This is a genomic window from Pseudoalteromonas sp. Of11M-6 (assembly GCF_022347905.1).
Classification (GTDB): Bacteria; Pseudomonadota; Gammaproteobacteria; order Enterobacterales; family Alteromonadaceae; genus Pseudoalteromonas.
On the sequence record NZ_JAKRFW010000008.1, the window covers coordinates 151196 to 165761 of the forward strand.

General features: G+C 45.7%; 17 protein-coding genes and 1 riboswitch. All 17 genes read left to right on the forward strand.

All coding sequences use genetic code 11. The annotated features are described in order from the left end of the window. The first annotated feature begins 1 nt into the window (after position 1). The 17 genes from MHN32_RS06100 (at position 2) to ung (ending at position 14561) form a co-directional block, all read left to right on the forward strand. Entirely contained in the window at positions 2 to 1204 is a 1203-nt protein-coding gene (locus tag MHN32_RS06100) for an NADH:ubiquinone reductase (Na(+)-transporting) subunit B (RefSeq protein WP_010372204.1), read from the forward strand. Beyond that, positions 1194 to 1943 (forward strand): Na(+)-translocating NADH-quinone reductase subunit C, encoded by a 750-nt coding sequence (locus MHN32_RS06105; RefSeq protein ID WP_102057371.1) that lies wholly within the window; start codon positions 1194 to 1196, stop codon positions 1941 to 1943. Before MHN32_RS06100 ends, MHN32_RS06105 begins: the two co-directional genes overlap by 11 nt. Further along, the gene (locus MHN32_RS06110; RefSeq protein WP_010372200.1) at positions 1943 to 2575 is read left to right on the forward strand and encodes an NADH:ubiquinone reductase (Na(+)-transporting) subunit D; all 633 of its coding nucleotides are present in this window, start codon (positions 1943 to 1945) and stop codon (positions 2573 to 2575) included. Before MHN32_RS06105 ends, MHN32_RS06110 begins: the two co-directional genes overlap by 1 nt. 10 nt (positions 2576 to 2585) lie before the next feature. After that, complete coding sequence (gene nqrE, locus MHN32_RS06115) at positions 2586 to 3194, forward strand: NADH:ubiquinone reductase (Na(+)-transporting) subunit E (RefSeq protein WP_010372198.1); 609 nt, start codon at positions 2586 to 2588, stop codon at positions 3192 to 3194. 20 nt (positions 3195 to 3214) lie between these two features. After that, a complete protein-coding gene (nqrF, locus tag MHN32_RS06120; protein ID WP_039493746.1) occupies positions 3215 to 4441 on the forward strand; it encodes an NADH:ubiquinone reductase (Na(+)-transporting) subunit F in 1227 nt (408 codons plus the stop codon). Positions 4442 to 4549: 108 nt separating this feature from the next. Continuing rightward, the gene (locus MHN32_RS06125; RefSeq protein ID WP_239421198.1) at positions 4550 to 5581 is read left to right on the forward strand and encodes an FAD:protein FMN transferase; all 1032 of its coding nucleotides are present in this window, start codon (positions 4550 to 4552) and stop codon (positions 5579 to 5581) included. A 100-nt stretch (positions 5582 to 5681) separates the two neighbouring features. Beyond that, positions 5682 to 5894, forward strand: a complete 213-nt coding sequence (nqrM, locus tag MHN32_RS06130) for a (Na+)-NQR maturation NqrM (RefSeq protein ID WP_010372193.1) — start codon at positions 5682 to 5684, stop codon at positions 5892 to 5894. An 80-nt stretch (positions 5895 to 5974) separates the two neighbouring features. Then, positions 5975 to 6574 (forward strand): histidine phosphatase family protein, encoded by a 600-nt coding sequence (locus tag MHN32_RS06135; RefSeq protein ID WP_206472235.1) that lies wholly within the window; start codon positions 5975 to 5977, stop codon positions 6572 to 6574. After that, positions 6565 to 6720: riboswitch (cobalamin riboswitch) on the forward strand. (Overlaps the previous gene by 10 nt.) Before the next feature lie 69 nt (positions 6721 to 6789). Beyond that, positions 6790 to 7587 carry an ABC transporter ATP-binding protein gene (locus MHN32_RS06140; protein WP_206472237.1) on the forward strand — a complete coding sequence of 266 codons (798 nt, stop codon included), beginning with the start codon at positions 6790 to 6792 and terminating at the stop codon, positions 7585 to 7587. Beyond that, positions 7584 to 8609 carry an iron ABC transporter permease gene (locus tag MHN32_RS06145; RefSeq protein ID WP_239421199.1) on the forward strand — a complete coding sequence of 342 codons (1026 nt, stop codon included), beginning with the start codon at positions 7584 to 7586 and terminating at the stop codon, positions 8607 to 8609. The genes MHN32_RS06140 and MHN32_RS06145 overlap by 4 nt, the downstream gene beginning before the upstream one ends. After that, positions 8602 to 9657 carry a nicotinate-nucleotide--dimethylbenzimidazole phosphoribosyltransferase gene (gene cobT, locus MHN32_RS06150; RefSeq protein WP_239421206.1) on the forward strand — a complete coding sequence of 352 codons (1056 nt, stop codon included), beginning with the start codon at positions 8602 to 8604 and terminating at the stop codon, positions 9655 to 9657. Before MHN32_RS06145 ends, cobT begins: the two co-directional genes overlap by 8 nt. Further along, on the forward strand, positions 9657 to 10439 hold the full coding sequence (locus MHN32_RS06155) for an adenosylcobinamide-GDP ribazoletransferase (RefSeq protein WP_239421208.1): 783 nt from the start codon (positions 9657 to 9659) through the stop codon (positions 10437 to 10439). The genes cobT and MHN32_RS06155 overlap by 1 nt, the downstream gene beginning before the upstream one ends. Next, positions 10439 to 10978: a bifunctional adenosylcobinamide kinase/adenosylcobinamide-phosphate guanylyltransferase gene (cobU, locus tag MHN32_RS06160; protein WP_010606107.1), complete on the forward strand. Its 540-nt coding sequence runs from the start codon at positions 10439 to 10441 to the stop codon at positions 10976 to 10978. Before MHN32_RS06155 ends, cobU begins: the two co-directional genes overlap by 1 nt. Then, the gene (locus MHN32_RS06165; RefSeq protein ID WP_239421209.1) at positions 10975 to 12447 is read left to right on the forward strand and encodes a cobyric acid synthase; all 1473 of its coding nucleotides are present in this window, start codon (positions 10975 to 10977) and stop codon (positions 12445 to 12447) included. Before cobU ends, MHN32_RS06165 begins: the two co-directional genes overlap by 4 nt. 1 nt (position 12448) lies before the next feature. After that, the gene (cobO, locus tag MHN32_RS06170) at positions 12449 to 13045 is read left to right on the forward strand and encodes a cob(I)yrinic acid a,c-diamide adenosyltransferase (RefSeq protein ID WP_045987675.1); all 597 of its coding nucleotides are present in this window, start codon (positions 12449 to 12451) and stop codon (positions 13043 to 13045) included. After that, a complete protein-coding gene (locus tag MHN32_RS06175; RefSeq protein WP_239421211.1) occupies positions 13045 to 13896 on the forward strand; it encodes a cobalamin-binding protein in 852 nt (283 codons plus the stop codon). Before cobO ends, MHN32_RS06175 begins: the two co-directional genes overlap by 1 nt. Further along, positions 13893 to 14561 carry a uracil-DNA glycosylase gene (ung, locus tag MHN32_RS06180; protein WP_128728468.1) on the forward strand — a complete coding sequence of 223 codons (669 nt, stop codon included), beginning with the start codon at positions 13893 to 13895 and terminating at the stop codon, positions 14559 to 14561. Before MHN32_RS06175 ends, ung begins: the two co-directional genes overlap by 4 nt. Positions 14562 to 14566 lie beyond the last annotated feature (5 nt).

Consider the following 14566-nt stretch of genomic DNA (forward strand, 5'->3'; position numbering starts at 1 on the left):
AATGGCCTTAAAGAAATTTTTAGAAGACATTGAACCTCACTTTGAACCTGGTGGTAAACACGAGAAGTGGTACGCGCTTTACGAAGCCGTAGCAACTATCTTCTATACTCCTGGTTATGTAAACAAAGGTGCAACGCACGTTCGTGATAACATCGACCTAAAACGTATTATGATTTTAGTGTGGATGGCGACGTTCCCTGCAATGTTCTTTGGTATGTTCAACATCGGTCACCAAGCTGCACTTGCACTAGGTAACGGTTTTGAGCTTGCTAATACTTGGCAGGTAGCTATCTTCCAAGCGCTTGGCGGAGAATTAACCGCTGATGCCGGGTGGGGCGCCAAAACGTTCTACGGTGCGTGTTTCTTCTTGCCTATTTATGCAACTGTGTTTGCGGTTGGTGGCTTCTGGGAAGTGTTATTCGCGTCAGTTCGCAAGCACGAAGTAAACGAAGGCTTCTTCGTAACCTCAGTGTTATTCGCGCTTATCCTGCCTGCAACAATTCCGCTATGGCAAGCTGCTTTAGGTATTACGTTCGGTGTTGTAATCGCGAAGGAAATCTTCGGCGGTACAGGTCGTAACTTCCTAAACCCAGCACTTGCAGGCCGTGCGTTCTTATTCTTTGCGTACCCTGCTGACATTTCTGGTGACACAGTGTGGACAGCTGTTGATTCGTTCTCTGGTGCAACTTACTTAGGTCAAGCGACTGCAGGTTCACTAGACTACAGCAATATGGACCTTTGGTTTAACGCGTTTTACGGTTTTATCCAAGGCTCTGTAGGTGAAACATCAACACTAGCAATCTTACTTGGTGGTTTGTTCCTTGTTTATGTTCGTATCGCTTCATGGCGCATCGTACTAGGTACATTCATTGGTATGGTTGTAATGTCATTCGTTCTAAATGCAATTGGCTCTGAAACAAACGCTGCGTTTGCTATGCCTTGGCACTGGCACTTAGTACTTGGTGGTTTTGCATTTGGTATGTTCTTTATGGCAACAGACCCAGTATCTGCGTCTTTCACAGACAAAGGTAAGTGGTTATACGGTGCGCTAATCGGTGTAATGGTTGTGCTTATCCGTGTTGTTAACCCGGCATACCCAGAGGGCATGATGTTAGCAATCTTATTCGCTAACCTTTTTGCTCCACTATTCGACCACTTCGTAGTGCAGTCAAATGTGAAGAGGAGATTGGCACGTGTCAACTAATAATGAATCAATGGGCAAAACGCTCGGCGTAGTTGTTGGCTTATGTTTAGTGTGTGCAATCGTAGTATCTTTTGCTTCGGTTCAGCTTCGTCCTATGCAGCAAGCAAACAAAAACGAAGATATTCAGCGTAACATTTTAGCCGTTGCTGGCTACGATAAAGTTAAAAACGTATCTGAAGTTTTTAACCAAAATATCGAATCACGTGTTGTTAGTCTTAAAACGGGTGAGTTTGTTGAAGACGTTAAAGCGGAAACTTTTGATTTTGAAGCGACTAAGTTTGATGCCAAACGTAGTTACAAGCTTTCAAAAGAAGAAGACAAAGCGGGTATTCAACGTATCACAAATAACTCTCCAGTTTATTTTGCAAAAGATGACCAAGGTAAAGTGTCCACTATCATTCTACCAATCCAAGGTTATGGCCTTTGGGGTGTGATGTATGGCTTCATTGCGCTAGAAGCTGATGGTGAGACGATTAAGTCAATCAACTTTTATAAGCACAGTGAAACTCCTGGTCTTGGTGGCGAAATCCAAAACCCTAAGTGGACTGCACTTTGGGAAGGAAAAGAGCTTCCTATCGACGTTGTTAAAGGTAGTGCTGGCGGTAACGAACACAAGGTAGATGGTCTATCTGGTGCGACACTTACTTCTAATGGTGTTGATCATACTGTAGATTTCTGGACAAGCGACAAAGCGTTTGGTCCATTCCTTGCGAAAGTACGTAAAGGAGCATTGAACTAATGGCTAATGCAAAAGAAATGAAGGAAGTCTTGTTTGGTCCTGTTTTTGCGAACAACCCGATTGCACTGCAAGTGTTGGGTATCTGTTCTGCACTAGCGGTAACTTCAAGCCTTAAAAATGCACTTATCATGTCAATTGCGTTGACATTGGTTACGGCGTTTTCAAGTTTATTTATCTCAATGATCCGTAATCACATTCCTTCAAGTGTGCGTATCATTGTCCAAATGACGATTATTGCATCTTTAGTAATCGTTGTAGACCAAGTGCTTCAAGCCGTTGTTTATTCAACAGCAAAAGAACTATCAACGTTCATCGGCCTCATCATTACTAACTGTATTGTAATGGGTCGTGCAGAAGCATACGCAATGAAGTCACCACCAACAATGTCGTTCCTTGACGGTATTGGTAACGGTTTAGGTTATTCTGTAGTGCTTTTAACAGTTGGCTTTATCCGTGAGCTATTCGGTGCGGGCACATTGTTTGGTGTTGAAATCTTACCACTTATCTCTGAAGGTGGTTGGTATCAGCCTATGGGTCTACTAGTTATGCCATTCAGTTCGTTCTTCATCGTAGGTGCATTTATTTGGGCACTACGTACTTGGAAGAAAGAGCAAGTAGAAGCGAAGGCATAAGGGGAGAGAGATGGAACAATATATCAATTTATTTATAAAAGCAGTTTTCATTGAAAACTTAGCTTTGTCTTTCTTCTTAGGTATGTGTACTTTCTTGGCGGTATCTAAGAAAGTAACAACGTCGCTAGGTCTAGGTATTGCGGTAGTTGTAGTTCTTGGTATCTCTGTACCAGTAAACAACTTGGTTTATCACGCAGTGCTAGCGCCGGGCGCATTGGAATGGTTAGGCTTCCCTGAAGTGGATCTTAGCTTCCTACGCTTCTTGACGTTTATCGGTGTAATCGCAGCGCTTGTACAAATTCTAGAAATGACATTGGACAAGTTCTTCCCTGCGCTATATAACGCACTTGGTATCTTCCTACCGCTAATCACAGTTAACTGTGCGATTTTCGGTGCGGTATCATTCATGGTTGAGCGTAACTTAAACTTCGGTGAATCTGTAGTTTATGGTCTAGGTTCAGGTGTGGGCTGGGCACTTGCTATCGTATTGTTAGCAGGTATTCGTGAGAAGATGAAGTATGCAGACGTTCCTGATGGTTTACGTGGCTTAGGTATTACCTTTGTTACTGTAGGTCTAATGGGCTTTGGCTTCATGTCATTCTCTGGTATTTCACTGTAAGGTAGCGAGGAAACTATACGATGGAAACTATTGTATTAGGCGTAAGCATGTTCATCGCTATCGTTGTGATGCTAGTGCTTATCATCATTGCAGCGAAATCGAAGCTTGTAGCAAGCGGTGACGTTACAATTGATATTAACGGCGATCCTGAAAAAGCGATCAAGACTCCTGCTGGCGGTAAGCTACTAGGTGCACTTGCAAACGCGGGTATTTTCGTATCGTCTGCATGTGGTGGCGGTGGCTCATGTGGCCAGTGTCGCGTACATATTAAAGAGGGTGGTGGTGACATTCTACCAACCGAACTTGACCACATCTCTAAAGGTGAAGCACGTGAAGGCTGTCGTCTAGCGTGTCAGGTTAACGTTAAAAACGACATGGAAATCGAAGTTGAAGAATCAATCTTCGGTGTTAAAAAGTGGGAATGTACTGTTATCTCTAACGATAACAAAGCAACTTTCATCAAGGAGCTAAAACTAGGCATCCCTGAAGGTGAAGTTGTACCTTTCCGTGCCGGTGGTTACATTCAGATTGAAGCACCAGCTCACCATGTTAAATATGCAGACTATGATATTCCTGAAGAATATCGTGCTGACTGGGAACGTTTTGGTTTCTTTAAGCTAGAGTCTAAAGTTGACGACGAAACGATCCGTGCGTACTCAATGGCTAACTATCCAGAAGAGTTTGGCATCATCATGCTAAACGTACGTATCGCAACTCCGCCGCCAAATAACCTAACATTGCCTTGTGGTAAGATGTCATCGTACATTTGGTCACTTAAAGAAGGTGATAAGGTGACTATTTCTGGTCCATTCGGTGAATTCTTCGCGAAAGACACTGATGCAGAAATGGTATTCGTTGGTGGTGGTGCTGGTATGGCGCCAATGCGTTCACACATTTTCGATCAGCTTAAGCGTCTAAACTCTAAGCGTAAGATGTCTTTCTGGTACGGTGCTCGTTCTAAGCGTGAAATGTTCTACGTGGAAGACTTTGACGGTCTAGCAGAAGAAAATGATAACTTCGAATGGCATGTTGCACTTTCTGATCCTCAACCAGAGGATAACTGGGAAGGTTACACTGGCTTCATCCACAACGTACTTTTTGAAAACTATCTTAAAGACCATGAAGCGCCAGAAGATTGTGAGTTCTACATGTGTGGTCCTCCAATGATGAACGCGGCAGTTATTAACATGCTTAAAGACTTAGGTGTTGAAGACGAAAACATCCTACTTGATGACTTCGGTGGTTAATTAGGTTTCGGTCTAACAATGAACTTAAGTTAGAATATAAGCCCTCAAGCAAAACCCTTTGCTCGAGGGCTTTTTTATACCCGTTGCTACTAAACTCAGGAAGTTCTGATGCAAGCAAGTTACGCTTTTTTATCTCGATTTTTTATCATTTCGTTTTTATTCGTTTTTTTAACAGGATGCCAAGACGCAAAACCTGAAGCCAAGGAAATCGTGCTGTCTGGTAAAACCATGGGCACGACCTACAACATCAAGGTATTCCCCGGTGAAAAGCCGCTCGAACAAGCGCAGTTGCACGAGGAGGTTGAGCAAGCATTAAAGGCTGTTAATCAATCTATGTCCACCTATATCCCAGATTCTGAGATTAACCAGTTTAACCGTTTAGCCGCAAATACCGTTATGCCTATCAGTGAAGACTTTCGCTTGGTAGTTGCTGAATCTATCCGCCTTGGAAAGTCGACCAAAACGCTTGATGTTACGATGGGACCGCTTATCGATTTGTGGGGATTTGGTCCTGACAAAAGACCAACAATGCGTCCGTCACAGGTCGAGTTAGACGATATGCGCACTCGTATCGGTGTTGATAAGCTTATTTTAAATGGCCGTGGTCTTGCGAAAACAGTTACGGGGCTGGAATTATCATTTTCTGCAACCGCTAAAGGCTATGGCATAGATAAGGTGGCTGAGGTGATTGAGAGTCATGATATTCATGACTATATGGTAGAAATCGGTGGCGAGCTTCGCGTTTCTGGCAAGAAGCCGGATGGAGAGTGGCGTATTGCTATCGAGAAACCCGATGCGCCTGTTGGTCAACGCCAAATTCATCGCGTGATAGAGCCTGGCAAAAATGGCATTGCAACTTCAGGTGACTACCGTATTTTTTATGAAATGGATGGTGAAACCTTTACACACCTTATTGACCCTACAACGGGTCGCCCAGTTAAACATGAGCTGGTGTCGGTAACGGTACTACATCCATCTGCGATGACGGCTGATGGCCTAGCGACAGCATTGACTGTGATGGGCACGGAGCGTGCAAAGGCGTATGCCACTGAGCATCAACTCCCCGTGTATTTGATGTATAAAAGTCCTGAAGGGATCAAGAGTTACGCGAGTGAAGCATTTCAGCCGTACTTGAATTAAGCTGTACAACACCCCATAATTTAATTGTGAGTGACGCCATGAAAGCGTATAATTTGCGCGTCGTCACTCAATTCAATGTAGCAATAAAAGGGGCTAGATAATGTCTTTATTCCTCCTTACTTTCGGTTTACTTATGCTTATCGCTGTTGCGATGGCAGTAGGCGTTATCGTACAAAAGAAATCCATGGCCAGTAGTTGTGGTGGTTTGGGCTCAATGGGCATTGACAAAATTTGTGATTGCGACGATCCATGCGACAAACGCAAAAAGCGGTTAGCAAAAGAAGAGATGTGGAAAGAAAACCAGATCCTATAACCGTAGAATGGTATTAATTGAAAACGCAAGCTTAGCTTGCGTTTTTGCTTTTTGGGTAACAAACCTCAGGTTAAGTAAAAATGCAGCGGCAGCTATATTTTGTTCGTCATGGTGAAACGACCCTATCAGGCCATTTACTTGGAGTGACAGATCCCGAACTCAGTAGTACTGGTGCTCAGCAATTGCTGCAATCGTTAACGAGCCTAAGTGGCCTGCAGGGTATTATTAGCTCTCCAAGGAAGCGCTGCCTGAATACAGCCACAGCCTTTGCAAAACAGTATCAACTCCCCGTTGAGGTGGAGCCAAATCTCGCCGAATTTGATTTTGGATTATGGGATGGACAACCTTATGATACGCTTTGGCGAGAAACCCAATTTCCAAGTATTGGTGACTTTTGGCAAAACCCTTGGCTGCACACGCCTCCTGAGGGCGAGTCTATGTATGATTTTCATCATCGGGTCGCCACGTGGTGGCACAGTATTTTGGCGTCGCCAAGTGAAGAGTGTACCGCCGTCGTAGCGCATGCAGGAGTAATAAAAGCGCTTGTAGCACTTATTCTTGACCTATCGCCTGAGCTTACTGCATACCAATCGAAGATAGATATTCCTTATGCGGGTATAGTAAAAGTTGAGGTGTTTTACGACAGCAGCCAAACTGCTTGGCCAAAAGTTGTATTTTAGACGTCTAGACTTCATAATATTGCAAATTTCGTGATAGGCAGATATTGGGAATGAGGTGTGAGTCCTCAACTGTCCCCGCAACTGTAAGTGTATGAGTGTTACCTCTTGCATAAGTCAGATACCAAGGCCTATCTATATACTTAAGCGGGCAGACTTAAGTCAAAGTTGTCGCTTGTCTATAAGCTACTACTTTGCCGTGCCCAATCAGAGGTGCTATGGCAGTCACTCCACAGTTTCAAGTCGATAAACTTAGCGTGCAGCTTGGTGGTAAAGCCATCTTAAAGGCACTCAGCTTTGCTATTAATTCGGGTGAATTTATTGGTTTGCTCGGACCGAATGGTGCTGGAAAGTCGACTTTGCTGCGCACTTTATATCAATACACAGCGCCAAGTTCTGGGTCGCTACTTTTCAATGGTAAGCCGCTAGCTAGTTATGGACGTAAAGCCTACGCGAGACATGTTGCTGTGGTGCTACAAGAGATCCCCGCTGAGTTTACTCTGCCATTATTTGATATGGTATTGATGGGGCTAACACCGAACAAATCACTGCTCGCGACAACGACGGCTGCTGAAAAACAGGCAATCTTACATGCCATTGAGCAGGTTGGATTGAGCCATAAATTAGAGCAATGTTTTAGCTCCTTGTCTGGTGGGGAGAAGCAAAGGGCAATGATCGCACGTGCCATGGTGCAAGCGCCTCAAGTATTGATAATGGATGAGCCCACCAGCCATTTGGACATTAAATATCAAATCCAAATTATGGAGCTGGCCAAGCAGCTTGGTGTTACTATCATTGCGTCTTTTCACGACTTAAATTTGGCTAGCGCCTTGTGCGACCGCTTATTAGTATTAAATAACGGTGAGCTTGTTGCAGATGGGTCGCCACTTGAAGTCATTACCGAAAGCCTATTAAGCCAAGTTTTTGGGGTATGTGCAGAGGTTTCTACTGTCCGCCATCCGCCAAATAACAGTGAGATCCCACATATACGCTTTCATTACGGGTATCAATTATGATTGCCGCAAAGCGGATCGCGTTGATATCGATACTGCTATTGAGCTTGTGCTGTTTTAGCATGCTGATGGCACTTAAGATCGGTGCGATTGATTTATCTTGGCATACGGTTATACAAGCGATTATTAATTTCGATCCCAGCGTACTTCAACAACGGGTGGTAGTTGAGCTTCGTCTGCCACGGACGTTACTGGCGATGAGTGCGGGAGCAGGACTGGCGATAGCGGGTCTTATTTTACAAACCGTGACGCGTAACCCTCTAGCTGATCCTTATTTATTTGGTATTTCTTCAGGTGCTTCATTCGGTGTGGTGGTGCTTATCGCGCTATTTGGTGCACAGTCTAGCCTAATGATGTCTGGGGCTGCATTTGTCGGAAGTTTGCTGTCTATCTTGCTGCTTTTATTTGTGGCAAAACGCAATGCACTACAGCAGGTAGAAACTATGCTCTTGGCGGGCGTCGCACTTTCTTTTCTGTTCAGTGCCTTTACTAGCTTGTTGCTCTATTGGAGTGACCCTCAAGCCATCAGTGCAATCTTGTTTTGGAATCTAGGCTCGTTTGCAAGGGCGAGCTGGCAATGGCTATGGCTTCCATGTTTGGTCGTGTTGCTGAGTTTTATCACGCTTTTAGTGATGCGTCGGCCGCTCAACGCCTTGTTACTCGGAGATGAGAGCGCCACCACGCTTGGCGTGAATGTAGGACGAGTGCGAATAGGTATGTTGTTATTGAGCTCCTTACTCACCGCAGTACTTGTGGCTGCGTGCGGCGGAGTCGGATTTGTAGGCTTGATGATCCCGCATATCGTACGCTTTTTTATCTCGCAAGCAAAGGTCATTGGGCTTGTGGCCACCGCGCTTTGCGGTTCGCTTTTGATGCTTTGGGTGGATGTATTGTCGCGCACGCTTATCGATAATCAGGAACTTCCTGTGGGTGTGATCACCGCCGCCATTGGCAGCGTGTTCTTCTTAGCATTGCTTATTTTCAAAAATCGCCGCTCTGGAGGCGTCGGAGTTACCCATGGTTAAACCGTTAGATACTCGCTTAAACACGCTTATTCAACAGCGCATCGACTTAAAAACCAAACCGCTAGGTGCGCTAGGTAAGCTTGAAGCTCTAGCTGTGCAGCTAGTACAGATTTTCTCACAAGGGCAGACGCAATTAGACATAGAGCAGTTAGCAATAACACGCCCTGCAATGTTTGTTTTTGCGGGCGACCATGGTATTGCAAGCCAAGGGGTTTCTATTGCGCCAAGCGAAGTAACTGGGCAAATGGTTGCAAACTTTGTGCAGGGGGGGGCCGCGATCAATGTCTTTTGTCGGCAACTTGGTTGGCAGTTAACCGTAGTAGACTGTGGCACATTAGTGCCATGCGAGCCTGCGCCGAATTTGCGCTCGCAGCGACTTGGCGATATTACTCATGCCTTCCATAAACAACCCGCGATGAGCGAAATGCAGCTCAAGCAAGGACTTGAATATGGAGAGCAAGTGGTGATGCCCGCTATTGAAGCGGGTAGCAACGTGATTGCTTTTGGTGAGATGGGGATTGGCAATACCAGTTCTGCAGCTGCAATTTTAGCGGCGCTCAGCGGGGCGAGTGTGGAATTATGTGTGGGGCGCGGTACAGGCATTGACGATGAAACGCTTTGCAAAAAACGGGCTCTTATCAAACAGGCTCTAGAATATCATCAAGATAAGCTTGCGACACCAGAACAAATTTTGCAGCGCCTAGGTGGCTTTGAAATTGTGCAAATGGTTGGTGCCATGCTGGCGGTTGCACGGGCACAAAAAGTAATCATAGTGGATGGCTTCATCTCTACCGCAGCGGCTATGTTGGCAAGTAGAATAGCACCGCAAAGTAAGCAATATATGGTGTTTGCTCACGGCTCTATGGAGCAAGGCCATAAGTTAATGTTAGAGCAGTTAAACGCTGAGCCATTACTGCATTTAGATATGCGCTTGGGTGAGGGAACGGGCGCCGCTCTAGCGCTTCCATTATTACAAGCTGCGCTAGGCTTCTTTTGCGAAATGGCAAGCTTTGCCGATGCCGATGTTACGCAAGTGGTAGACGCATAATGCAGTGGCAACAAGAGTGGCGACTGTTTAAGTTTGCTGTGGTGTTTTTAACGCGGGTGCCAATTCGTTTGGAGCCTGCCCCTTCATCTGATGAACTCAACGAAGTGAGTGGTTACTTTGCTTTGGTTGGTTTATTTGTTGGTAGCTTCTCGGCCATGCTTGGCTATGTTGCCAGTGGAGGTGTGTCGCCAATGTTTGGTGCCGTTATCGTACTGGCTGCGAGTATCTTACTTACCGGGGCTTTTCACGAAGATGGTCTTGCCGATGTTTTTGACGGTTTTGGCGGTGGCTGGAGCCGTGAACAAAAGCTTGAGATCATGAAAGATAGCCGTCTAGGTACATACGGTAGTTGTGCGCTGATATTGCTGTTATTGGCCAAATTTCCGCTTTTGACCATGCTCTTTAATGACTTTGCTGTGACACTCGCTGCACTTATTTTAGCCCATAGCCTAAGCCGTGCCTTTGCGGTGTCTTTAATCGGTGCGCTTAACTATGTACAGGCTGATGAGCTGAGCAAAGTTAAGCCGGTAGCGAAACATATATCGAGTGCTGCGGCGACCCGCCTTACGCTCACTACCATCGCGATTTTAATTTTTTGTTGGCCATGGCTTGCGCTTTCACTGTTCGACTTGTTGATGCTGTGTACTTGCTTGTTTGTGCTAAGGCGTGTGTGCATTAAATGGTTTAACGCTCAGCTTGGTGGTTACACCGGAGATTGTTTAGGGGCTGCGCAACAGCTTGCTGAGCTTGTTATTTTGCTTTTTATTGTGGGTCATCTCTAATGGCACAAATACAGTTAATACTGGGCGGTGCTCGCTCAGGTAAGAGTCGCTTGGCAGAGCAGCGCGCTATTCTATTGTTAGAGCAAGGTGCGGTGAACGAACTTTACTATGTTGCAACTGCAAAAGCCCAAGATGAAGAAATGAAAAGCCGAGTGTTTGCTCACCAGATGCAGCGTGATAGCCGCTGGCAGCTAGTGGAAGAGCCGTGGCATATTGATAAGCTTATTGCTACTGCACGCGAAGATGCGCTGTTACTTATCGATTGTTTGACCTTATGGCTGAGTTTTGGCTTATGCGAAATGGGTAAGGCCGCGACCATAGACAAAAAAGAACATGTGCTGGCGGCACTAGAAAGCTGTGCTGCCACTGTTATTTTGGTGAGTAACGAAGTGGGGCATGGGATAATTCCGCTTGGCGAGCTAAGCCGTGAGTTTGTTGATGAATCTGGTTGGCTCCATCAAGACATTGCTAAAGTGGCCGACAGAGTCGATTTTGTTATTGCAGGCTTGCCACAATGTTTAAAAGGTCAAGACGTATGAAAACCTTAATGGTACAGGGCACCACGTCTGATGCCGGTAAAAGTACACTGGTTGCGGGACTTTGCCGGGTGCTGCAACGAAGAGGCTTATCTGTTGCGCCTTTTAAGCCGCAAAATATGGCACTAAATAGTGCCGTCACACCTTGTGGCGGTGAAATTGGTCGGGCACAAGCACTCCAAGCCGAAGCCGCAAAAGTCCCGCTATCCGCAGACTTTAATCCTATTTTGCTTAAGCCAAACTCTGACACTGGCGCACAAGTGATCATTCACGGCAAAGCCATTAGCAATATGGAAGCAGCCGCTTATCATGATTACAAAAAGGTAGCGATGGAGGCCGTACTTTCCTCACATCAACGCCTCAGCGAACAATTTGAGCTGTGCATAGTGGAAGGGGCGGGGAGCCCTGCTGAGATCAATCTGCGTGAAAATGACATTGCCAATATGGGGTTTGCCTGTGAAGTTGCATGCCCCGTGATCATTATCGCTGATATCGACAAAGGCGGGGTGTTCGCACACTTGGTTGGCACACTTGCGCTATTAAGTGACTATGAACAAAGCTTGGTTAAAGGATTTGTGATCAATCGCTTCCGTGGTGATATTGCGTTATTGCAATCTGGACTTGACTGGCTCGAGCAAAAAACGGGTAAGCCTGTACTTGGGGTATTGCCCTATTTGCATGGCTTAGCGCTTGATGCAGAAGATGCGGTGACGGTGGACAATATCTGTGAACGGGGATCGTTAAGCGTCAGGGTTTTACTATTTCCTCATATTAGCAATCACACCGATTTTGACACCTTGCGCTTAAACCCTGAAGTGGATTTGCGTTATGTACGCTATCAAGAATCTATCGGTCCTTGTGACTTAATCATTCTGCCCGGCAGCAAAAATGTGTTGAGCGATTTAACCTTCTTACGCAAACAGGGTTGGGCAGAAGAAATCAAACGGCACCTGAGGTACGGTGGTAAGGTACTAGGTGTGTGTGGCGGTTTGCAAGTGTTAGGTAAGTTCATCAGAGATCCAAATGCGGTGGAATCAACACTCGGTGAAGTCGCTGGGCTTGGTCTGGCTGACTTTGAGACCACACTCTCAGAGCAAAAAGTACTGACGCAAGTGTCTGGCATTTGCCAATTGGATGAGCAAAGTGCTGAAATTTGTGGTTACGAGATCCATGCGGGGATCTCTTCTGGAGCGGCACTAGAGGTGCCATTCTTGCGATTTAACACACATCCAAATAACAGTGTGCAGGACGGTTTTATCTCCCGAGATAATCAAATTGCAGCCACCTATTTACATGGTTTATTTGATACGGTCGCCGCCACACAGGCTATCTTGTCTTGGGCCGGTAGTAAGCAAGCGGGAACAGCCGCGATTGATTTAGCGAAGCACAGAGAGCAGCAAATTACGCGTCTTGCCGACAGCTGTGAAGCACATTTAGATTGGCAAAAATTGATGAAAATAATTGAGGAATAACATGAGCGAACAACAAGATAAGCATCAGCAACGACAGCAAAAAGTAAAACAACAAGTCGATGAAAAAATTGCCGCTGCGCAGCAAGAGCAGGGCATTTTGCAAGTGATCACAGGTAACGGTAAAGGTAAGTCAACATCTGGTTTTGGCACCGTTGCGCGTTGTGTCGGTCATGGTATGAACGCTGCGGTTGTACAGTTTATTAAAGGAACCTGGGATTGCGGTGAACGCAATTTGCTCGAAAAAGTCGGCGTGCCATTTGCGGTCATGAAAACGGGCTTCACATGGGAAACGCAAAACCGTGAAACCGACACTGCCGCCGCGCAGGCGACGTGGCAACAAGCAAAAGTATGGCTACAAGATGAAAGCATCGACTTGGTATTGCTCGACGAAATTACGTATATGTTGAGCTATGATTATCTAGATTTGGACGAAGTCATAACGGCGCTAGAAAACCGCCCTACCATGCAATCAGTGATTGTAACTGGGCGCGGTGCACATCGACGCCTGACCGAGCTTGCAGATACCGTGAGTGAAGTGCGTAATGTGAAGCATGCGTTTGAGGCCGGCATTAAGGCGCAAAAAGGGTTTGACTACTGATGCTAAAATTCGCCTTATTTATTGCACTAGGCTTTGCCTTTAGCGTTAGTGCTAAGCCCGCAGAGCGGATCATCGCGCTTGCGCCTCATATTGTCGAAAATCTTTATGCAATAGGAGCTGGGGAGCGGATTGTAGGCACGGTCGCCTATGCCGATTATCCAGAATCAGCCAAGCAACTGCCTCAAGTTGGCGACTATCAAGGTATTTCGGTTGAGAAAATTTTGGCACTTAAGCCTGATCTTATCATTGCGTGGAAAAATGCAAGTCACGCTCCTATGCTTGAAAAGCTCGAAAGCTTTGGTGTTGAGGTGATTTACAGTGAAGCGAAATATCTAGATAAACTGCCCAATGAGTTGCTACGCCTAGGTAAAATTACCGGCTTTGGATCTCAAGCACAGCAACAGGCAGATTTGTTTACTAAACGTTTAAATGAGCTAAAAGCCCAGTATAAACAAAGCGCTAGCTTAGCTGTATTTTATCAATTGTGGCCATCACCGTTGATGACCGTAGGAGGCGAAAGTTGGTTACAGCAAGTCTTTACTGTGTGTAATGTGAAAAATGTTTTTGCCGACGCCACCACGGACTATCCACAAATTAGCATTGAAAATGTTCTGTTGAAATCACCACAAGTGATTGTGATCCCTGAAGAAAAGACCAAAAAAGAGGTTAAAGCAATTGAATGGCAGCAATGGCCGTCGATCCCTGCGGTAAAGTATCAACAAACTATTTCGGTAGATGCCGATCTGCTCCATCGTTATAGCTATCGTATGCTCGAGGGAATATCGGATTTATGTGGTAAACTCGACGTTTCTCGAAGCCATTATAATATGATGAAAAAAGGTGAAGCATGACAACGTGGAGTGACGTGTTAGGTCAGGAAAAACAACAAGATTACTTTAAACAAACCATGGATTACGTGGCAGAGCGTCGCGCTCAAGGTATAAATGTATTTCCGCCCCATGAACAAGTATTTGAAGCGTTCAAAGTCACGCCTTTTGATCAGGTTAAAGTGGTGATTTTAGGGCAAGACCCTTATCACGGTCCTAATCAAGCCCATGGTTTATGTTTCTCTGTGTTGCCAGGGATCAAGCCGCCGCCGTCGTTAAATAATATGTATAAAGAGTTGGTGCAGGATATTGACGGCTTTCGCATACCTAATCACGGCTACCTAATTGACTGGGCTAAACAGGGCGTACTGCTGTTAAATACGGTGTTGACGGTAGAACAAGGCCAAGCCCATTCTCATAAGCATTTGGGCTGGGAGCGCTTTACTGATGTAGTGATTGAAAAGCTGAATGCCCACAGCGAAGGTGTGATTTTCTTACTTTGGGGCTCACACGCTCAGAAAAAGGGTAAAAGCATAGACACAAATCGTCACCATGTTTTACACGCGCCACATCCTTCGCCGCTCTCAGCACATCGCGGCTTTTTTGGTAGTGGCCATTTCAGCAAAACCAATCAGCTGCTCACACAAATGGGTAAGCAGCCAATCGACTGGCGATTGGCCGAGCTATAGCAGAT